Source organism: Allobosea sp. GW823-FHT01F03 (genome assembly GCF_058798075.1).
Genome location: NZ_CM179505.1, coordinates 1,720,508 through 1,740,842, shown reverse-complemented (window position 1 = coordinate 1,740,842; position 20,335 = coordinate 1,720,508). Strand labels below are relative to the sequence as shown.

General features: G+C 67.8%; 17 protein-coding genes. 8 read left to right on the top strand and 9 right to left on the bottom strand.

Translation table 11 applies throughout. From position 1 onward, the window contains the following. Positions 1–199 precede the first annotated feature (199 nt). Positions 200–1,075, top strand: a complete 876-nt coding sequence (locus tag AC3RCC_RS08140; protein WP_291642779.1) for a LysR substrate-binding domain-containing protein — start codon at positions 200–202, stop codon at positions 1,073–1,075. A gap of 15 nt (positions 1,076–1,090) precedes the next feature. Here AC3RCC_RS08140 and AC3RCC_RS08135 read toward each other — a convergent pair whose 3' ends face one another. The 3 genes from AC3RCC_RS08135 to AC3RCC_RS08125 all read right to left on the bottom strand — a co-directional run bounded on the left by AC3RCC_RS08135 (position 1,091) and on the right by AC3RCC_RS08125 (position 6,297). Further along, on the bottom strand, positions 1,091–1,996 hold the full coding sequence (locus tag AC3RCC_RS08135) for a patatin-like phospholipase family protein (RefSeq protein WP_291642781.1): 906 nt from the start codon (positions 1,994–1,996) through the stop codon (positions 1,091–1,093). Between the two features lie 121 nt (positions 1,997–2,117). Next, positions 2,118–4,538, bottom strand: coding sequence for a DNA translocase FtsK (locus AC3RCC_RS08130; protein ID WP_492258119.1), 2,421 nt, complete (start codon positions 4,536–4,538; stop codon positions 2,118–2,120). A gap of 133 nt (positions 4,539–4,671) precedes the next feature. Beyond that, the gene (locus AC3RCC_RS08125) at positions 4,672–6,297 is read right to left on the bottom strand and encodes a long-chain-fatty-acid--CoA ligase (protein ID WP_492258118.1); all 1,626 of its coding nucleotides are present in this window, start codon (positions 6,295–6,297) and stop codon (positions 4,672–4,674) included. A gap of 192 nt (positions 6,298–6,489) precedes the next feature. Between AC3RCC_RS08125 and AC3RCC_RS08120 the strand changes: the two genes are divergently transcribed. The 3 genes from AC3RCC_RS08120 to AC3RCC_RS08110 all read left to right on the top strand — a co-directional run bounded on the left by AC3RCC_RS08120 (position 6,490) and on the right by AC3RCC_RS08110 (position 9,333). Then, positions 6,490–6,891, top strand: coding sequence for a MarR family winged helix-turn-helix transcriptional regulator (locus AC3RCC_RS08120; RefSeq protein WP_316017707.1), 402 nt, complete (start codon positions 6,490–6,492; stop codon positions 6,889–6,891). Between the two features lie 9 nt (positions 6,892–6,900). Further along, entirely contained in the window at positions 6,901–7,767 is an 867-nt protein-coding gene (locus AC3RCC_RS08115) for a patatin-like phospholipase family protein (RefSeq protein WP_492258117.1), read from the top strand. Positions 7,768–7,869: 102 nt separating this feature from the next. Continuing rightward, positions 7,870–9,333, top strand: a complete 1,464-nt coding sequence (locus AC3RCC_RS08110) for an amidase family protein (protein WP_492258116.1) — start codon at positions 7,870–7,872, stop codon at positions 9,331–9,333. Positions 9,334–9,337: 4 nt separating this feature from the next. Here the strand turns inward: AC3RCC_RS08110 and AC3RCC_RS08105 are convergent, their stop codons facing one another. From AC3RCC_RS08105 to AC3RCC_RS08095, 3 genes are read right to left on the bottom strand one after another with little or no spacing between them, the layout of a single operon-like run. Then, the gene (locus AC3RCC_RS08105; RefSeq protein ID WP_492258115.1) at positions 9,338–10,366 is read right to left on the bottom strand and encodes a DmpA family aminopeptidase; all 1,029 of its coding nucleotides are present in this window, start codon (positions 10,364–10,366) and stop codon (positions 9,338–9,340) included. A gap of 24 nt (positions 10,367–10,390) precedes the next feature. After that, positions 10,391–10,789 (bottom strand): VOC family protein, encoded by a 399-nt coding sequence (locus AC3RCC_RS08100; RefSeq protein ID WP_492258764.1) that lies wholly within the window; start codon positions 10,787–10,789, stop codon positions 10,391–10,393. Positions 10,790–10,806: 17 nt separating this feature from the next. Further along, positions 10,807–11,337: a hypothetical protein gene (locus tag AC3RCC_RS08095; RefSeq protein WP_291641614.1), complete on the bottom strand. Its 531-nt coding sequence runs from the start codon at positions 11,335–11,337 to the stop codon at positions 10,807–10,809. Positions 11,338–11,627: 290 nt separating this feature from the next. On the opposite strand from AC3RCC_RS08095, the gene AC3RCC_RS08090 reads away from it, so the two are divergent. Together AC3RCC_RS08090 and AC3RCC_RS08085 are read left to right on the top strand one after the other, a co-directional pair. Beyond that, a complete protein-coding gene (locus tag AC3RCC_RS08090) occupies positions 11,628–13,010 on the top strand; it encodes an aminotransferase (protein ID WP_291641612.1) in 1,383 nt (460 codons plus the stop codon). A gap of 534 nt (positions 13,011–13,544) precedes the next feature. After that, positions 13,545–14,435 carry a metallophosphoesterase gene (locus tag AC3RCC_RS08085; protein ID WP_291641610.1) on the top strand — a complete coding sequence of 297 codons (891 nt, stop codon included), beginning with the start codon at positions 13,545–13,547 and terminating at the stop codon, positions 14,433–14,435. Positions 14,436–14,524: 89 nt separating this feature from the next. Here AC3RCC_RS08085 and AC3RCC_RS08080 read toward each other — a convergent pair whose 3' ends face one another. Then, entirely contained in the window at positions 14,525–15,121 is a 597-nt protein-coding gene (locus tag AC3RCC_RS08080; protein ID WP_291641608.1) for a L,D-transpeptidase, read from the bottom strand. A gap of 238 nt (positions 15,122–15,359) precedes the next feature. Here AC3RCC_RS08080 and AC3RCC_RS08075 point away from each other — a divergent pair, with 238 nt between their 5' ends. Beyond that, positions 15,360–16,289, top strand: coding sequence for a histone deacetylase family protein (locus tag AC3RCC_RS08075; RefSeq protein WP_291641606.1), 930 nt, complete (start codon positions 15,360–15,362; stop codon positions 16,287–16,289). Positions 16,290–16,460: 171 nt separating this feature from the next. Here the strand turns inward: AC3RCC_RS08075 and ribB are convergent, their stop codons facing one another. Beyond that, positions 16,461–17,741 (bottom strand): 3,4-dihydroxy-2-butanone-4-phosphate synthase, encoded by a 1,281-nt coding sequence (gene ribB, locus AC3RCC_RS08070; protein WP_452116976.1) that lies wholly within the window; start codon positions 17,739–17,741, stop codon positions 16,461–16,463. A gap of 207 nt (positions 17,742–17,948) precedes the next feature. Further along, complete coding sequence (gene aroC, locus AC3RCC_RS08065; protein WP_291641605.1) at positions 17,949–19,067, bottom strand: chorismate synthase; 1,119 nt, start codon at positions 19,065–19,067, stop codon at positions 17,949–17,951. Positions 19,068–19,524: 457 nt separating this feature from the next. On the opposite strand from aroC, the gene AC3RCC_RS08060 reads away from it, so the two are divergent. Continuing rightward, entirely contained in the window at positions 19,525–20,271 is a 747-nt protein-coding gene (locus AC3RCC_RS08060; protein ID WP_492258114.1) for a pseudouridine synthase, read from the top strand. The last annotated feature ends 64 nt before the right edge of the window (positions 20,272–20,335 follow it).

The window sequence follows — 20,335 nt, the reverse complement described above, 5'->3', positions numbered from 1 at the left end:
TTATTCGATTTTGACCATCGGCGCGGTCCATGCTGCGGGCGCGAAATGGGCTGTGTAGGAAAACTCAGCCCTCATCCTGAGGAGCGATCGTAGATCGCGTCTCGAAGGATGGTTCAGATATCTCCGGGGCCTGCTGGAGCATCCTTCGAGACGCAGCCTTTGGCTGCTCCTCAGGATGAGGGCTGGAAAAGGGAATGGCGTGACGGCGCTCCGCAACATCGACATCGACCTGCTGCGCTCCTTCGTCACCATCGCCGAATTGCGCTCCTTCACCCGTGCCGCCGCCGCCCTGTCGCGGACGCAGTCGACCATCTCGACGCAAGTGCGCCGGCTCGAGGAGATCGCCGGCCAGACCCTGCTGCGGCGCTCGCCGCAGGAGGTGCTGCTGACCCGCGCCGGCGAGGATTTCCTCGGCTATGCCCGCCGCATCGTCGCACTGCATGACGAGGCGCTCGACGTGGTCAGGGCACAGGGCGTGTCAGGACGCGTCCGCCTTGCCGTGATGGACGACTACGCCACCATCGTCCTGCCCGAAACCCTCGCCCGCTTCGCCCGCTCGCATACGGAGGTCGAGCTCGAGGTCACCACCGGCTTCACCCGCGATCTGATGAATGCGCTTGGCGAGGAATTCGACCTCGTGCTCGCCACCCAGCGCGCCGGCGACGGGCGCGGCGAGGTGCTGCGCACCGAGCGCACCGCCTGGGCGGCCTCCGACCGGCATGATCTCTCGCTCGCCGGCCCGCTGCCGCTCGCCTTGTTGAAGGCGCCGAACATGTATCGCGAATGGGCGCTGGAGGCGCTGAACGAGGCCGGGCTCGGCTGGCGCATCCTGTTCTCCAGCTCCAGCATCGGCGCCGTCGAGGCGATGGCGGCGGCTGGCGCCGCGCTGACCGTGGTCAAGGCCGGCACCGCACGGCCCGGCCTGCGCCTGCTCGGCACCGAGCACGGGCTTCCCGCCCTGCCCGCTTCCGAGATCGCGCTGCATCTCGCCCCGGGACGCCCCGGCGCCGCGGCCCGCGCGCTCAGCGCCTTCCTTTCCGGGGAACTACGAGTCGAGAAGCCCCTGCCCGGCTGAGGGGCAGTCTCTGCTTCAATGGCGGGGCGCAAGGTCGCGCAGGCTGTGCCGCGGCGCGTGCCTGTGCGTCTCGAAATGCGCCAGGACGCCCGGTCGGTCGAGGCCGCCCTTCTCGATCCAGGCGTCCGTGCTCCTGGCAGCACGATCGATCAGCGCGCCGGTCTGCGAGAAGTCGTAGGGCGAGCCAGTGAGTGGGCAGAGCGGCGGCAGGACAAAAAACGAGATATCGTCATCGAGCCCGGCGAGCTCGATGTATAATTGCCGGGCGATCAGCAGGGTCAGCGCATGCAGGGCGCTGGCCATCGCCCCGACTGGCGGCTTGTCGAGGGCGCAGGCGTAGCCGGTGGGCAGGACGATCAGGCGCCGCGCGCCGCGTGCGATCGCGACCTTGACCGGCGTATTGCTCGAGATCGCACCGTCGGCGAGATAGAGACCGTTGAGCCGCACGGGCGCAAAGGCCGCCGGAATGGCCACGCTCGCGATGACGGCCTCCACCGCCGGCCCGCTCGAGAGCACGACCGTGTCGCCGGACAGGATATCGGTGGCGACGATGTGCAGCGGAACTGCCGCGTCTTCGAGATTGCGATAGCTGAGATGGCGCTCGACGAGGGCGCGCAGCGCGTCCGAAGTGGTGAGGAAATCCCGCCGGTAGAGAAACCCGGCCAGCGACTTCCAACTCAGCGGAAACACGTCGCTGCGCCGCAGGCCACGCCAGATCGCCTCCAGCTGTCCGACCCCTTCAGGGGTCGGATTGCTGGCATAGTAGGCTCCGTTCAGCGCCCCAACGCTCGATCCGACGACGAGATCGGCAACGATGCCGCGCCGCGCCAGCGAGCGCAGCATGCCGACCTGAATGGCGCCGAAACTGCCGCCCCCAGCCATGACGAACGCGGTCTTCGCAGGCACGCCAGCGCTGGACATGGGCCAGAGCTCCCCCTGACACCGCGGCGGCGGGGACGGGTATCGTCCTCACCCTCGGCTTCCCGGCCGGATCAGGCGCCCAGTTGTTGACCGCTTCATGGTCGAGGGCGCCGGAGCCGGCTCAGCCTTCGCGCTCGGGCAGGCTTTCCACCAGGATCTCGCGTTTACCTGCGTGGTTTGCGGGGCCGACGATGCCCTCGTTCTCCATGCGCTCCATGATCGAGGCGGCGCGGTTGTAGCCGATCTGCAGGCGGCGCTGGATGTAGGAGGTCGAGGCCTTCTTGTCGCGCAGCACGACGGCGACCGCCTGGTCGTATGGATCCTCGCTCTCGGCCTGGCCCATGCCGGTCTTGTCGAAGACGGCGCCGTCCTCCTCCGCACCGGCACCCTCCTCCTCCTCGGCGAGGACGGCGTCGAGATAGTCCGGCCGGCCTTGCGTCTTCAGATGCGCCACCACCTTCTCGACCTCGGCATCCGAGACGAAGGGGCCGTGCACGCGGGTGATCCGCCCGCCGCCGGCCATGTAGAGCATGTCGCCCTGGCCGAGCAGCTGCTCGGCGCCCATCTCGCCCAAAATGGTGCGGCTATCGATCTTCGAGGTGACCTGGAAGGAGATCCTCGTCGGGAAGTTCGCCTTGATCGTGCCGGTGATGACGTCGACCGAGGGGCGCTGCGTCGCCAGCACGACATGGATGCCGGCCGCGCGCGCCATCTGGGCGAGGCGCTGGATCGTGCCCTCGATCTCCTTGCCGGCGACCATCATCAGATCGGCCATCTCGTCGACGATCACCACGATATAGGGCAAGGGCTCGAGCGCCATCGCCTCTTCCTCGTAGATCGCCTCGCCGGTATGGCGGTCGAAGCCGGTCTGCACCGTGCGGGTGATCACCTCTCCGGCCGCGGCTGCCTCCGCCACGCGGACATTGAAGCCGTCGATGTTGCGCACACCGAGCTTCGACATCTTCTTGTAGCGCTCCTCCATCTCGCGCACCGCCCATTTCAGGGCGACCACCGCCTTCTTCGGGTCGGTGACGACCGGGGTCAGCAGATGCGGGATGCCGTCATAGACCGAGAGCTCGAGCATCTTCGGATCGACCATGATCAGCCGGCACTCCTCCGGCTTCAGCCGGTAGAGGATCGAGAGGATCATGGTGTTGATCGCCACCGACTTGCCCGAGCCGGTGGTGCCGGCGACGAGCAGATGCGGCATGCGGGCAAGGTCGGCGATCACCGGCTCGCCGCCGATGGTCTTGCCGAGGCAGAGCGCCAGCTTGTGCTTGGTCGCCTCGAAGTCCTGGCTCGCCAGCAATTCGCGCAGGAAGACGGTCTCGCGCTTGGTGTTGGGCAGCTCGATGCCGATCGCGTTCTTGCCCTGCACCACCGCGACGCGCGCCGAGATCGCGCTCATCGAACGTGCGATGTCGTCCGCCAGCGAAATCACCCGCGACGACTTGGTCCCCGGTGCAGGCTCCAATTCGTAAAGCGTCACAACAGGGCCGGGGCAGGCCTGGACGACCTCGCCGCGGACATTGAAGTCCTCCAGCACGCCTTCGAGGAAGCCCGCATTCTGCTGCAGGACCTCGACCGGGATCGCGCTCTCGATCTGCGGCGGCTCGGCCAGGAATTCGATCGGCGGCAGCTCGAAGCCGGGGATCACCACCGAAACAGCCGGCGCGATCTCGACGCCGCGGCGCTTCGCGCGCTGCGCCGAGGCGTCGGGCTCGGGCGCGCGTTGCGGGCGCTCGGCCTTGAGAATCGGGACGGCATTCTTCGTCGCCTGTGCCGGCGGCGGGCTTTCCTGCACCGGCGGCTCGACCGGTGCGGTTGCCGGCGGAGCGGAGGGCATGGCGGGCGCGGTGAAGCTCACATCGAGCCGATAGCTCTGCGTCCAGCCCATGCCGCTCCAGGGCGTCGCGGTCGCCGCGGCACCCGTGAAGCCGTCGGCCTGCGGAACGACCCGCCGCTCTTCGGCCAGAGCCGGCGGCAGCGGCGGGGCGGGCAGCAGGGCCGGCTCGGGGAGCGTCTCGGCCAGGGTCTCGATCGCGGTCTCGTCGGCCCGCTCGGCATCCGGGATGAACTCCCAGAAGGCGTCGTCGGACAGGAAGGCGAAAGGCGTCGACGGCATCATCCCAAGGTCCGGTTCCACCTCCTCGCACGCCATGGCAGGCGCGTGCGCGGCGCCTTCGCTGTCGAGGGCGGCGACCATCGCTTCCGACGTGCCTTCGGCGGCGGCGATCTCGGCGAGCTGCGCCTCGCCCCAGACCTGCTGCATCAGATGCCGCGGCGTCCGCCAAAAGCGGACGCGGTCGAGTTCGGCCGGGGCAAGCGGCACTGGCTCCGGCTCGGGCTCGGGTTCGGGAAGGCTGATCTCGACGACCTCCGCCTCGACGACTTCCGGCTCGACACGCGGCTTCGCGGTCTTCCTCGGCGTCCGCCAGTAACGGACCGCGGCCGGCTCGGAAGCCGACTGGCCGGTTTGGGGCTGAAGGGGGGAATCGGCGCCTTCCGCCTGGAGATTCCAATTCACTCGACGCATGGACATCAGCAAGCACGGCACATTGGTTAACGACTGCTTCGAGGCGTACCCCGGCAGAGTTAAGAGGGGATGAAGCTTTGCCCGCCGCGCACCGCGACAGCGGGTTGTCCCCAGGCCGATCGGCTGGCCGCGGCGTCGCCTAAACGGCGGGCAGCCGGTACTCCCGAAACATCTCGCGCAGCGCCGTCTTCTGGATCTTGCCGGTCGCGGTGTGCGGGATCGCCTCGACCAGCACGACATCGTCGGGTAGCCACCATTTCGCGACCTTGCCGGTCATGAAGGCGATCATCTCCTCCTTGCCGGGCGTCCGGCCGGGCTTGGGCACGATCACCAGGAGCGGCCGCTCATCCCATTTCGGATGGGCGACGCCGATCACCGCCGCTTCCGCCACATCGGGATGGCCGATGGCGAGGTTTTCGAGCTCGATCGAGGAGATCCATTCGCCGCCGGACTTGATCACGTCCTTGGAGCGATCGGTCACTTGCATGTAGCCATGCGGATCGATGGTCGCGACGTCGCCGGTGTCGAAGAAGCCATGCTCGTCGAGGATCGGCTGGTCGTGCCGGTAATAGGCGCCGGCGACGGCCGGGCCGCGCACTTTCAGCCGCCCGAAGGTCTTGCCGTCCCAGGGCAGCTCCCTGCCCTCATCATCGGTCAGCCGGAATTCGACCGTGAACTGCGGATGGCCCTGCTTGACCTTGAGGTCATAGAGCGCCTCGCCCTCGAGATCGGCATAATCGGGCTTGATCGTGCAGAAGGAGCCGATCGGGCTGGTCTCGGTCATGCCCCAGGCATGGTCGACGGTGACGCCGTATTTTGTCTCGAAGGCTTCGGTCATCGCCCGCGGGCAGGCCGAGCCGCCGATCACGACCCGCTTCAGGCTGGTGAGCTTTTCGCCGGTCGCCTCGAGATGCTGCAGCAGGCCGAGCCAGACCGTCGGCACGGCGGCGGTCAGCGTCACGCCCTCGCCGTTCAGGAGTTCGAGCAGCGAGGCGCCGTCGAGCTTCATGCCCGGCAGGACGAGCTTCGCCCCGGTCATCGGCGCCGAATAGGCCAGCGACCAGCTATTGGCGTGGAACAGCGGCACCACCGGCATCACGACGCTGCGCGAGGACAGGCCCATATAGTCGGGCATGGCGCAGGCCATGGCGTGCAGCACGTTCGAGCGGTGCGAATAGAGCACGCCCTTGGGCCCGCCCGTGGTGCCCGAGGTGTAGCAGAGCCCGGCGGCGGTGTTCTCGTCGAGCCTCGCCCAGGCGAAATCCGCATCGCCCTCGGCGAGCCAGTCCTCATAGGCGACGGCGCCCTTCAGCGCGGTCTCCGGCATGTGCTCGCGATCGGTCAGGATGATGTAGCGCTCGATCGTCGGCAGCTTGTCCTGGATGCCCTCGACCAGCTTGACGAAGGTCAGGTCGAGGAAGAGCAGCCGGTCTTCGGCATGATCGATGATCCAGGCGATCTGCTCGGGGAACAGCCGGGGATTGACCGTATGCGTGATCGCCCCGATGCCGGTGATGCCGTACCAGAGCTCGAGATGCCGATCGGTGTTCCAGGCCAGCGTCGCGACGCGATCGCCGACCTTGACCCCGCTGCCCGAGAGCTTCTTCGCCAGCTTCAGCGCCTGCTCGCGCACCTTTGCGTAGGTGGTACGCCGGATCGGCCCCTCGACGCTGCGGCTGACCACCTCGCGATTGCCATGCTGGATCGCGGCATGGTCGATGATCCGATGGATCAGCAGGGGCCAGTCCTGCATCAAGCCCAGCATGCGCCTTCTCCCCATTGGTACTACCTGTTTTGCGCAGCATAGCCAGGGGACGTGCGGACGCGAAAGCCCTCGCGCGACGGCCGAAGATAAGCTAGTTCAGGGATGAACCATCGGGGGAAAGAGCCGTTGCCAGCATCACGCCCGGCCCCTGTGCCTGAGCCCGTCGAGCCAGACCGCGTCTGGTTCCGCTTCATGCGGCTGCACCAGCGCATGCTCGGCCAGATGACCGCGCGCATCCGCGAGCTCGGCCTCTCCATCCCGCAATTCGATCTGCTCTCGACCCTGACCGAGCGCGAAGGCATCAGCCAGAGCGAACTCGCCGAGCGGCTTTACGTCACCAAAGGCAATGTCTCCGGCCTGGTCGACCGGCTGGTCCAGGCCGGGCTCGTCGAGCGCCGCGCCATCGCCGGCGACCGGCGTTCCTACGCCATGCACCTGACGCCCGAAGGTCGGCGGCTGGCGGAGGCCGGCATGCAGACGCAGCGCGACTTCGTCGCCTCCACCCTCGGCAAGCTGCCGACCGGCGACCTTGCCGAGCTCGACCGTCTGGTGCTGGCCTGGCGCGACCTCGCCCGCGCCGTCGACGAGACATAGGTCAAGCGCATGTTCGCGGGGCTGGCCTATGCCGGCGGCGGCAATCGTTGCTACTGGCAGGGCGGCTTCTACGAAACGGTGGCGCCGGGGATCGGCCTGAATCCGCGCCTTGTAGTCGGTGCCAGCGCCGGCGCCTTCGCCATGCTCTATACCGCGCTCGGCCTCGGCCCGACCGTGCGCGAGCTGGTGCGCGAGGCCTGCATCGGCCGGACCTCCGAGGTCGACTGGCCAGCCTTTCGCCGGGGTGGCCGCCTCTTCCCGGTCGGCGAGCTCTACCAGTCCATGCTCGCCGCGCTGTTCACCGAAGAGCGCCTGACCGAGCTAAAGTCCAGGGCCGATTTCCGGATCGCGATCTCGCGGCCGCCGCGCTTCTGGCCGCTGCCCGTCGCCGCAGCGCTCGGCATCGGCGCCTATCAGCTCGAAAAGCGTCTGCGTCGCCCCGTGCATCCGACAGCCGGGCGCAGGCTCGGCTTCGTGCCCGACCTGATCCGCATCGCCGATTGTGCCACGCCGGCCGAACTGGTCGCCGCGCTGATGGCGAGCGCCTCGGTACCGCCCTTCATGCCCGGCGGTCTGGTCGCGGGCCGCGCCGCGCTCGATGGCGGCCTCGTCGACAGCGCCCCGGCCTGGGCGCTGGCCGAGCTGGAGCAGCAAGGCGAGCCGACGCTCGTGCTGCTCACCCGCCCCTTCGCGCAAGTGCCCGAGGTCGCGAACCGGACCTATACCGGCCCGTCCGAGACGATCCCGGTCAGCCAGTTCACCATCCGCGACTGGGACGGCATCCGTTTCGCCTATGAGCTCGGGATCCGCGATGGCGAGGCGTTTCTCCGAACCCTGGAAGGCAAGCGCGCCCGCAAGGCCTCGATCGCGCCCTAGACACCATCGCCGCGCAATGCCGATCCGCATCGTGCGGCAAGACCCGTTTTCATCGCCCTTCCGGACAGGCTACGATTCGGTATTCGGCCGCCGGAATCAGCCATGCCTTCGATCGATCTCACCGCCTCCGCCACCAGCCTGCGCGCCGGCCTCATCGCCCGCCGCTTCAGCGCCAGCGAGCTGCTCGAGGCGACCCTTGCCCGCATCGATGCGCTGAATTCCGCGCTCAACGCCATCGTCGCGCAGGATCGCGAGGCGGCGCGCGCCATGGCCGCGGAATCCGACCGACGCATCGCGGCGGGGCAGGCGCGCCCGCTGGAAGGCCTGCCGATCACCATCAAGGACGCCTTCGACGTCGCCGGCCTGCCCTCCTCCGGCGGCCTGCCGGCCTATAAGGACCGCATTCCGGCAGAGGATGCGGCGGCCGTCGCCCGCCTGCGCGCCGCCGGCGTGGTGATCATCGGCAAAACCATCGTTCCGGTCTTCTCCGGCGATTTCCAGAGCTACAACCCTGCCCATGGCATCGCCAACAATCCCTGGAACCCCGAATACTCGCCCGGCGGCTCCTCCGGCGGCGCCGCCATCGCCGTCGCGACCGGCATGGCGGCCTTCGAGCTCGGCTCCGATCTCGGCTCCTCGATCCGCTGGCCGGCCCAGGCCTGCGGCGTGCTCGGCCTGAAGACCAGCTGGGGCCTGGTCTCGACCTGGGGCGCCGTGCCGCCGCCGCCCGAGCGGCGCACGGCGCGCAATGTCGACCTGATGGTCGCCGGCCCGATCGCCCGCCACGCCGAGGATCTCGACCTCGTCCTCGCAGTGCTCGCCGGCCCGCGTGACGCCCATGTCTCCGGCCCGCCCCTGCCCGCTCCCCGCCACGCCGACGCCAAAGGGCTGCGCGTCGCGGTCTGGGCGAGCGAGCCCTTCGCGCCGGTGACCCGCGAGGTTTCCGAGGCGGTGCGCGAGGCCGGCCGGCGCCTCGCCGCGGCCGGCGCGCTGGTCGACGAGGCGGCCCGCCCGGGCTTCCGCTTCAGCGAAGCCTATGAGGTCTATGCGCTCTTGAACCACGCCGTCGTCGCCTATGGCCTGCCGCCGAAAGTGCGCGCCCGCATCCAGGCGCAGGCCGGCAGGTTCAGCCCGAGCGATCTCTCGCATCAGTCGCTGCAGGCCCGCGGCGCCCGCATGACGCCCGGCCTCTACCAGCAGGTCCAGCAGCGCCGCCTCGCGCTGAAGCGGCAATGGACCCGCTTCTTCCAGAATTACGACGTGCTGCTCTGCCCGCCCGCCCCGGTCGGCGCGCTGAAGCACGACCATCTGCCCGACTTCCATGCCCGCAGGCTCGATATCGACGGTGTCGAGCGGCCCTATCTCGACTTCCTGTGCTGGGCGAGCCTTGCGACCGGCGCCGACCTGCCGGCGCTCTCCGTACCGGTCGGCCCGTCGCAGGCCGGGATGCCGCTCGGCGTGCAGGTCGTCGCGCCGATGGGTGAGGACCGCAGCGCCATCGCGGTCGGGGCCATGCTCGAGAAACTGGGCGGCGGCTATCGCGTTCCGCCGGTTGCCGCGGCGTAAAAGCCTACAAGTAATCCGCCAGCGAAGCCCTGCGGTTTCCGTCGCGACCGACCGTCTCCGGCGCCGCCAGCATGGCGTTCAGCACCGCCTCCTGCGTCGCCTCGGCGGCGGCCCGGAAGGGCAGGTCGATGCGGTTCTCGTTGAGCGCGGCGAGCGGCACGATATCGGCCTTCTCGTGATGCGCGACCCTGTTCGCTGTCGAGAAGGCGATGGCGATGTCGCCGCTGCCATTGCCCCAGAAGGCGCCGAGCCGGGCGAGGCCCGCGCCGCAGCGCTGGGCGACGCGCGTCAATTGCCGGCTCTCCAGCGGCAGGTCGGTGGCCACGATGATGATCACCGAGCCGCGCTCGGGCGGCTGGGCCGTCCGCTTCGCCGATGGCACCGGGCGACGGCCATCGGGCAATACGAGATCGCCGGCATTGCCGAAATTCGCCTGCACCAGCACGCCGAGCGTGAAGCTGCGGCCATCCAGTTCCACCAGCCGCGACGCCGTTCCGATGCCACCCTTGAAGCCGAAAGCGCTCATGCCGGTACCGGCGCCGACCGCACCCTCCTCGACCGGTCCGCCAGTGGCGGCATCGAGCGCGGCTTCCGCATCCGCGAGCGTCAGGCGCCGTGCCCGGATGTCCGAGAGGAAACCGTCATTGCATTCCAGCACCAGCGAGTTGACCGTGCCGGTGCTGCGCCCGATCTGCGGATTGGCGGCGAGCGCCCGCCCGACCAAAGCCTCGATCCCGGTCGCGACCGAAAACGTGTTGCCGAGCAGGATCGGCGTCTCGATCTGGCCGAGCTCGGCGAGCTGCATCAGCCCGGCGCTCTTGCCGAAGCCGTTGATGATCTCGACACCGGCGCGGACCTTCTCGCGGAAGAGATCCCCGTCATGCGGCAGCACCACCGTGAAACCCGTGTTGACACCGCCTTCCCGGATGGTCCGGTGGCCCACGGTGACGCCGGCCACATCCGTGATCGCGTTGAGCGGGCCGGTCGTCAGCGAGCCGCAGATCAGACCATGGTCGCGTGCCCTCTTGTGCAAGGTGCCCTCCTCCTCCGGCGACGATCAGACAGCGGCGTTGAACACGGCTTCGAGATGATGCCCGTCGGGGTCGACGACGAAGGCCGCATAGTAGTTCGGGCCGTAATGCACCCGCAGGCCGGGCGCGCCATTGTCGCGGCCGCCATGCTCCAGAGCCGCACAGTGAAAATCCGCGACCGCCTGACGACCCGGCGCCGCCAAGGCGAGATGGAAACCAGGCCCCGGCGGCCTTTGCCCGTCAGGGCGATGCTTCAGAGCCAATTGGTCGCCGCTGCCCGGCACCCCATAGCCGATGGCCTGTCCGGCTTCGCCCGGCCGCAGATCCTGCCAGACGCGGACATAGCCGAGCGGCGCCAGCGCCGCATCGTAGAAGGCTGCGGCGCGCATAATATCGGCGACGCCGAAGGAGAGATGATGCAGCATGGGCCGGCCCGATGCGCTCACGCCGCAACCGTCACCTTGGCGACCGTCGGCCGCGAGCGCCCGCCGACCAGCTCCTCGCGCAGCACCAGGCGCTCATGCGGCCCGATCGCGCCGATCGCGACCTCGCGGTCCGGCAGGATCGCGGTGGCGAGCTTGCCGACGAAGACGATCACCGGCCGCTGGCCGGCGCTCGCCCAGCGGCGGAACTGGCCGAGATAGGGTTCCTTGCGCCAGGCCTGCGCCGCGCCGGGATCGACCTGGGCGAACAGCCATTTGGTCGCCGGGTCCATTGTCAGCACGAAACGCGCCTGATCCGGCTTCCATTCCGGGCCGAGGAAGCCCTGCGTCATCCACAGGCAGAAGAAGTCGCGGCATTGCTGCGGCCTCTGCGCGTAGATCTTGCAGGATCGCCCGGGCAGGCAATGCTGGCACCACGCGCCGGCGACGCTGTCGACCTCCGGATTGTCATAGACCTTGCAGCACAATGTGCAGCTGCCGCAATCGCGGCCCGGCGCCGGCCGGTTCGCCAGGGTGGCGGGATCGATCATGCGGACCTCTCGTGAACCGGCCGCACCATGAGCATCGCCGCTGCCGCTGGCAAGCCATGATTGGAACCGTTCCAGACGCGATTTCCTGGCATCGGCCCTCGTGCCACGGGAGCCACACAGCGGCGTCTCGAAGGATGGCGGCTCCATCGGAAAAAAGCCGCCTCAAGTTTCCGACGCCGCGGCCCTGCCCTGCGCCAGACTCTGCTTCGATCTGCAAGAAAATCGCTCAGCGCTTGCGCGGCTGCGGAGCTATGCTCGCATAAACGTCCCATAAGGAAGCGGAGCCGGGCATGCTGACCAACCTCGCCGTGCGCGATATCGAAACGCTGATTCACCCCTATACCAATCTCGCCACCCATCGCGAGGTCGGCCCGCTGGTGCTGGAGCGCGGCAAGGGCGTCTTCGTCTACGACACCACCGGCAAGGACTATATCGAGGGCATGGCCGGGCTCTGGTGCACCTCGCTCGGCTATTCCAACGACGAGCTGGCCGAAACCGCCTATGAGCAGCTCAAGAAACTGCCCTTCACCCATATCTTCTCGGGCCGCAGCCACGACCCGGCGATCGAGCTCGCCGAGAAGCTGAAGGAGATCGCGCCCGTACCGATCTCCAAGGTCTTCTACGGATCGGCCGGCTCCGATGCCAACGACACCCAGGTCAAGCTGGTCTGGTACATGAACAATGCGCTCGGTCGCCCCAAGAAGAAGAAGATCATCTCGCGGCTGAAGGGCTATCACGGCGTCACCGTCGCTTCGGCGTCGCTGACCGGTCTGCCCGCCAACCATACCGATTTCGACCTGCCGCTCCCCGGCATTCTCCACACCTCCTGCCCGCATCACTACCGCTTCGCCCATCCCGGCGAGAGCGAGCTCGATTTCTCGGCGAGGCTGGCAGCCGAGCTCGACGAGATGATCCAGCGCGAGGGCCCGGACACGGTCGCCGCCTTCATCGCCGAGCCGGTGATGGGCGCCGGCGGCGCGGTGACCCCGCCCGAGGGCTATTTCGAGGCGATCAACGCCGTCCTCGCCAAATACGACATCCTGTTCATCGCCGACGAGGTCATCACCGGCTTCGGCCGCACCGGCGAGATGTTCGGCACCACCACCTACAAGATGAATGCCGACACGCTGTCCTGCGCCAAGGCGCTGACCTCGGCTTATTTCCCGCTCAGCGCCGTGATGGTCAACGAAGCCGTCTATGAGGTTCTCGTCGACCAGAGCCGCAAGATCGGCACCTTCGGCCACGGCAACACCTATGCCGGCCACCCGGTCGGCTGCGCGGTCGCGGTCAAGACGCTGGAGATCTACCAGCGCGACAAGATCATCGAGCGCGTCCGGCAGGTCTCGCCGAAATTCCTCGCCCGCCTCGGCAAGCTGGCCGAGCATCCGCTGGTCGGCGAGGCACGCGGCGTCGGCCTGATCGGCGGCATCGAACTCGTCAAGGACAAGGCGAGCAAGGCGCAGTTCGAGGCCAAGAAGGCCGTCGCCGCCAAATCGGTTTCCTTCGCCCAGGAGGAGGGCGTGATCCTGCGCGCCATGGGCGGCGACCGCGTCGCCTTCTGTCCGCCGCTGGTGATCAGCGAGGCCGAGATCGACGAGATGTTCGACCGCTATGAGCGGGCACTCGGCAAGACGCTCGACTGGGTCAAGGCCGAAGGCCTGCTCGCCGCCTGACAGCGGCCTGCGCGTTCATGATCGCGATGCCCGCCCTCGTGGCGGGCATTTTCATTTGAGGTCCAATCTAGATCTGACGAACGCCCAGATGGCGGGGACGGGGCACGGCGATAGCGGGGACGTGACAGCAGCGGATTATCGGTAGCCGCCAGCGAAACCACACCAAAGCCGGCCAAGGCCTCGTTGTGACGCAGAAAACGTCATGATGTTTTCACGATGCCGCCGCCGGCCCGACCCGATCGGCTGCGACATTGCCTCTGTCGACGGCCAGGAACCGTCGGCAAGCCTAGATGGAACCCGAGAGTCATGTCTTCGCAAAAGCCCCAACAGACGGCACCGCGCAGCGCCAGCTTTCACGACGCCACGGCGCGCGAGGCCTACGCATCCCGCTTTCGCCCAATCGCAATTCCTGCCATTCTCGCTGGAACTCGCTGGGCACCCGCCGCGTTGACACCGCAGCGCAGGGACGTCCCGGCGATCCTGCGCAGCGGTTCTGAAGATTGACCACGGCACGACCTTCTACCGAGACCCTCCATGCTTGACCGGCGCAGAGTTCTTCAGACTCTCGCCGGTCTTTTTCTGTCCGCCATCGGCCTGGGCAGCTACGCCTATGCCTGGGAACCGACCCGTCAGGGCGTGACGCGCTACCGTTTGAAGCCGGCGCGCTGGCCGCAAGGCGAGACTCTCCGCCTCGCCGTGATCTCCGATCTGCATGTCGGCGGCCCGCATATGCCGGTGTCGCGGGTGCGCGCGATCGTCGACCAGACCAATCTCCTTCAGCCCGATCTCACCCTGCTACTCGGCGACTTCATCGCCAGCAGGCCGAAGCGCCCGGACGACCCGCCCGAGGCGGCGTGGGCAGCCGAACTCGCCCGCTTGCGGGCGGCCCATGGCCGCTTCGCCATACTCGGCAATCACGACTGGTGGCATGACGCCCGGGCGCAGCGCGACTATCGCGGCCCTACCGAGGTCAGGCTCGCCCTCGAAGCGGTCGGCATTCCGGTCCTAGAGAACGATGCGCGGCGACTGGACACCAAAGCCGGGCCGCTCTGGCTCGCCGGTCTCGGCGACCAGCTCGCCTTTCTACGGCCGCGCCGCGGCCAGCGCCGTGGCGTCCACGATCTCGCGGCAACCCTCGCCGGGATCGACGACGACGCACCCGTGATCCTGATGGCGCATGAGCCGGACATCTTCGCGCGCATGCCGGCCCGCGTCTCGCTGACACTCTCAGGGCACACCCATGGCGGGCAGGTCCGGATTCTCGGCTGGTCGCCGATCGTGCCGTCGCACTATGGCAACCGCTATGCCTATGGCCATGTCGTCGAGAATGGCCGTGACCTCGTGGTCTCGGCCGGGCTGGGGACGAGCAAATTACCGGTGAGGTTCGGCGCCCCGCCGGAGATCGTGCTGATCGAACTGGGTTGAATCAGTTTCGCGCGAAGCCGGACCCGGCTCGCGCGAGGACGCGGCGAAAGGTCGACCGAGATGCGGCACCGACTGGCGCCGCTCCAGCCTCAGCGGACGATGACCTTGCCGCCGACCTCGGAGCGATTATAGAGGTCGATCGCATCGATGTTGCGCATCCGGATGCAGCCCGACGAGGCCGAACGGCCGATCGTCTCGGGCTCGTTGGTGCCGTGGATGCGGTACAGCGTGTCCTTGCCGTTCTGGTAGAGATAGAGAGCCCGGGCCCCGAGCGGATTGTCCGGTCCGCCTTCCATGCCGCCGGCGCGCGGCGCCAGATGCGGCCAGCGCTTGATCATCTCGGCCGGCGGCGTCCAGCGCGGCCATTCCGCCTTGCGCTGCATCACCGCCGTGCCGGTCCAGCCGAAGGCCTCGTCGCCGGTCGCGACGCCGTAGCGAATCGCCTTCTTGTTGGGCAGCACGAAGTAGAGGAACTTCTCTGTCGTATCGACCACGATCGTGCCCGGCGCTTCACCGGTGGGATCATTGATCTCATAGGGAAGATGCGTGATCTGCGTCTCGAATTTCGGAACCAGCGCCATGTATTCGGCATCGCGTACCGAGAGCGCGGGCGCATTCACGGTCTTGTATTGGCACGCCCCGAGAAGGACGGACACGCCGAGCGCAGCAACCAGAGACCGCTTCATGACTTCCACCGACGACGCCAGGACGGCGTCTGTTATGATGAATGGATCGTTAAGATTCTGTGACCCGACAGACGCAAGCCAGGGCCGGAACGGAGCCCAGATTTACGGCTCCAACGTCAGCCGTGCAACGAGGTTCCGGGATTTCGATGCGATTTGGCTTCTTGCTGCGTTGCAGTGACAATATGGTCACGCTTGCCGACGCCGATTGACCCAAAGATACCCCTGGAGAGCCTTCCGCGTGACCACGCTCCTGATCAGCCACCCCTCCAGCCTCCAGCATGCCACGCCGACCGGCCACCCCGAACGCTCCGACCGGATTCGCGCCGTCGAGCGCGTGCTCGAGGACGAGCGCTTCGCGACCCTGCAGCGTGTCACCGCCCCAGAGGGCGAGCTGGCGCAGGTCGAACTCTGCCATCCCGCCCCGTTCGTGCAGGGCGTGGTCGCCGCTGCGCCGCGGGACGGCCTCGTCGAGCTCGATGCCGACACGACGATGTCGCCGGGCACACTCTCGGCTGCACTGCACGGGGTCGGCGCCGCCGTGCTCGCCGTCGACGAGATCATGACCCGGCGCGCCGCCAATGCCTTCTGCGCCATGCGTCCGCCCGGTCACCATGCCGAGAGCAAGCGCGCCATGGGCTTCTGCTTCTTCAACAATGCCGCGATCGCCGCCCGGCATGCGCAGAAGGCTCACGGCGCCGAACGGGTCGCAATCCTCGACTGGGATGTCCACCACGGCAACGGCACGCAAGAGATCTTCTGGAACGATGCCAGCGTGCTCTACGCCTCGATCCACGAAATGCCGCTGTTTCCCGGCACCGGCGCCGCCTCCGAGCGCGGTGAGCACGGCACCATCGTCAACGCCCCCTTGCGCGCCGGGGACGGCAGCGATGCTTTCCGCGATGCCTATGAGAGCGCGATCCTGCCGTCGATCGCAGCCTTCCGGCCGGATCTCGTGATCGTTTCGGCCGGGTTCGACGCGCATTGGCGCGACCCGCTCGCCAATATCAACCTGAAGGAACAGGACTTCGCCTGGGCGACGCAGAAGCTGATGGAACTCGCCGACCGCCATGCCGGCGGCCGGCTCGTCTCGATCCTGGAAGGCGGCTACGATCTCGAGGGCCTGTCGAGATCGGTGGCCGCGCATGTCATGGCGCTGATGCGGGGGTGAACGTCATCCGGGGATCGCACCGCACAGCCTCATCCTAAGGAGCCGCGAAGCGGCGTCTCGAAGGATGTTCCAAAAGGCTTTGGAACCAGCTGGATCATCTTTCGAGACGCGGCCTGCGGCCGCTCCTCAGGATGAGGGCCCGACCCCTTGGATTTCCGACAGCGCGAAACCCTACTCCAGCGGCTCGGTCTCGGCGATCTCGATGCCGAAGCCGGAAAGACCGACGAAGGAGCGCGAGGTCGAGGCGAGGTTGACGATCGAGGCGACGCCGAGATCGCGCAGGATCTGCGCGCCGAGGCCGATCTCGCGCCATTGCTGGAAGCGCACTGCGTCCGAGCCTTCCTCGACGCTCTTGATCGGCACGCCGGCCGAGCCGTCGCGCAGATAGACCAGCACGCCGCGCCCCTCCTTCTGGAACCGGCGCAGCGCGCACTGGATCGAGGAGGCGCCACCGAGCACATCGGCGACGACATTGGCGCGATGCAGCCGGGCCGGCACCTTCTCGCCATCGCCGAGCTTGCCCATCACGAAGGCGAAATGCTGGGTGTCGTCGAAGCGCGTGACATAGACATGGCCGGTCATCTCGCCGAACTCGGTCTTGACCGGGAAGGAGTGCACGCGCTCGACGAGCTTCTCGCGCGCCTGGCGATAGGCGATCAGGTCGGCGACGGTGATCTGCTTCAGCTTGTGCTTCTCGGCGAAGGCGGCGATCTGCGGCCCCTTCATCACTGTGCCGTCATCGTTGGCGAGTTCGCAGATCACGCCGACAGGCGGCAGATTGGCGAGCTTGCAGAGATCGACGGCCGCCTCCGTATGGCCGGAGCGCATCAGCACGCCGCCTTCCTTGGCGATCAGCGGGAAGACATGGCCCGGGCGGACGAAATCGGCGGCGCCCATATTGCCGTTGGCCAGCGCGCGCACCGTATTGTTGCGCTGCTCGGCCGAGATGCCGGTGGTCAGCCCGTGCTTGACGTCGACCGTGATGGTGAAGGCCGTGCCGAGCGGGGCGTCGTTGGAGGAGACCATCGGGTCGAGCCGCAAACGGCGGGCTTCGTCGCCGGTCAGGGGCGCGCAGACGATGCCGCAGGTGTTGCGGATGATGAAGGCCATCTTCTCCTGCGTGCAGAGCGAGGCTGCGACGATGAGATCGCCCTCGTTCTCGCGGTCGTCGTCATCGGTGACGATCACGATCTCGCCGCGCGCGAAGGCTTCGATGGTCTCGGCGACATTGCTCTGGGTCATGGCGGCCTCGCGGGGGCCCTGCAGGCCCAGGAAATCATTGGGGGTGACGGCACCGCCGGTGGCGGCGGCGATGCGCTCGGCGCTCTCGCGCGAGATCCAGGCATCGGGGTCGTTGCAGAGCGCGGTCACGCTCGCGGGCGACAGGCCTGCCTGGCGCGCAAAGGCACTGCGGCCGATCTTCTGCTGTTGGAGCCAAGCGTCGAGTTTCATGGCGTCAATCTAATACGCCAGCGCTTCGCTCGCAATGAACCGTTACACAAATTTCAGTGATACTGAAAACCAGGCATTGCTATCGTTATTCCGGACAAGCCGTAGAGCGGCGCAGATCCGGAATCCATCGGAGAGCGTCGCACTCTACGATGGTTTCCGGCGCTCCGCTTCGCTGCGGCCGGAATGACGGCCGAGAAGCGGGCGGCTCTAGCGCCCGAACGGCCAGCGCGGCTCCACCACCCCGACCTGGCCGCGATGGCGCAGATAATGGTCGGCCAGCACACAGGCGACCATTGCCTCGCCGACCGGCACGGCGCGGATACCGACGCAGGGATCGTGGCGCCCCTTGGTGAACATCTCGGCCTCGCCACCGCTGCGCGTCACGGTGGCGCGCGGCGACAGGATCGAGGAGGTCGGCTTCACCGCGAAGCGCGCGACGATCGGCTGGCCGGTCGAGATGCCGCCCAGGATGCCGCCGGCATGATTGGTCAGGAACAAGGGCTTGCCGTCATTGCCGGCGCGCATCTCGTCGGCATTGTCCTCGCCGGAGAGTTCGGCGGCGCCGAAACCTTCGCCGATCTCGACGCCCTTGACCGCGTTGATGCTCATCAGCGCCGCGGCGATATCGGCATCGAGCTTGCCGTAGATCGGCGCGCCCAGCCCCTCCGGCACGCCCTCGGCGACGATCTCCAGCACCGCGCCGATCGAGGAACCGGATTTGCGGATGCCGTCGAGATAATCGGCGTAGAAGGCGGCGGCCTTGGCGTCGGGGCAGAAGAACGGGTTGCGCGAAACCTCCTCCCAGTCCCAATTGCCGCGGTCGATCTTGTGCGGGCCCATCTGCACCAGCGCACCACGGACCTTGAGGCCGGGCACGACCTTGCGGGCGATTGCCCCGGCCGCGACCCGCATCGCCGTCTCGCGCGCCGAGGAGCGCCCGCCGCCGCGATAGTCGCGGATGCCGTATTTCACGTCATAGGTGAAATCTGCATGGCCCGGCCGGTACTTGTCCTTGATCTCGGAATAATCCTTCGAGCGCTGGTCGACATTGTCGATCATCAGCCCGATCGCGGTACCGGTGGTGACCTGCTCGCCGCTCGCTTCGTCGGTGAAGACGCCGGAGACGATGCGGACCTCGTCCGGCTCCTGGCGCTGCGTCGTATAGCGCGACTGGCCAGGACGGCGCCGGTCGAGCTCGAGCTGGATCTCCGCCTCGGTGATCGGGATCAGCGGCGGGCAGCCATCGACGACGCAGCCGATGGCTGGCCCATGGCTTTCGCCGAAGGTGGTGACGCGGAAGAGATGGCCGAAACTGTTGTGCGACATGGGAACCCGACGTGTTTTCGCCTTCGGCTCATAGGCCGGATTGCGGCGGCGCGAAACCCTCGCTCCCGTTGCGACACGCCGAAACGGGCGCATCGTCAAGTCGGCCCCGCGTCAGCAGGGTAGTGCGGCGCGGCAACAGGGAGCATTGACAGCCTCGGCGTCAGCCGTTTTCTAGGCGTGATGAAGCGCAATATCTGCACTCTGTCGCGCTCCTGGCGCCCCGGGAGCGTGATCATCGCGGGCACCTAGCCCCGGACCCTGCGCAGCCGCAGGTTCGGGGAATGTGGCCTTGCGGTCGGCCACGGCGCCTGAGCGGCGCCTTTCAGAACAGCACCGCTCCCCGCGACGATAAGGCCGGCAACGCGCTCCCGCGCGGCACGGCCGCTCATGAGGGCCCTGGTGCTTCGCAAGGGAACGCCATGGCGCAAAGCCGGCCCTCCCTTTGGAATCTCCGACCATGACCAGACGATCTGACCCCGGCCCGGCCGGTCTCGTCAGCCTCGCGCGCGCCCTTTCCAAGCTCGGCTATTGCTCGCGCACCGAGGCGGAGCGCCTCGTTCTCGACGGCCGCGTCCGGGTCGATGGCCGGCCCGCCCGAAACCCTTCGCTGCGCCTCGACATGGGCCTCGCCAGGATCGCCGTCGATGGCGAGGCGGTCTCAGCCGAGCAGCGCGTCTATCTGATGGTGAACAAGCCGCGCGGCATGGTGACGACGCGCCATGATCCGGAAGGACGGGAAACCGTCTATGCCTGCCTCGACGGACTCGACCTGCCCTTCCTCGCCCCGGTCGGCCGGCTCGACAAGGCGAGCGAGGGCCTGCTGCTGATGAGCAACGACACGCGCTGGGCGCAGACCATTCTCGACCCCGCCTCCGGCGTCGAGAAGACCTATCACGTCCAGATCGACACCGTGCCCGACGAGGCGATGCTGGCCAGGCTCCGTGCCGGCGCCGTCGACGGCGAGGAACGCCTCACGACCCGGGCCGCGACGCTGCTGCGCCATGGCCGGCGCAATGCCTGGATCGAGATGGTGATCGACGAAGGCCGCAACCGGCAGATCCGGCGCATCGTCGAGGCGGCCGGAGCCAAGGTGCAGCGCCTCGTCAGGGTCGGCATCGGCGCCCTGCCGCTCAGCGACCTCGCCAAGGGCGCGGTGCGGCCCTTGCGGCCCGAGGAGATCACATTGCCGCTCGGCAATCCCTGAACTGCCCTTCCCTGGCTTCAGCTCCGTTGCGGCGGCTTCACCGCGTTGCACTGGTTGCACCCGA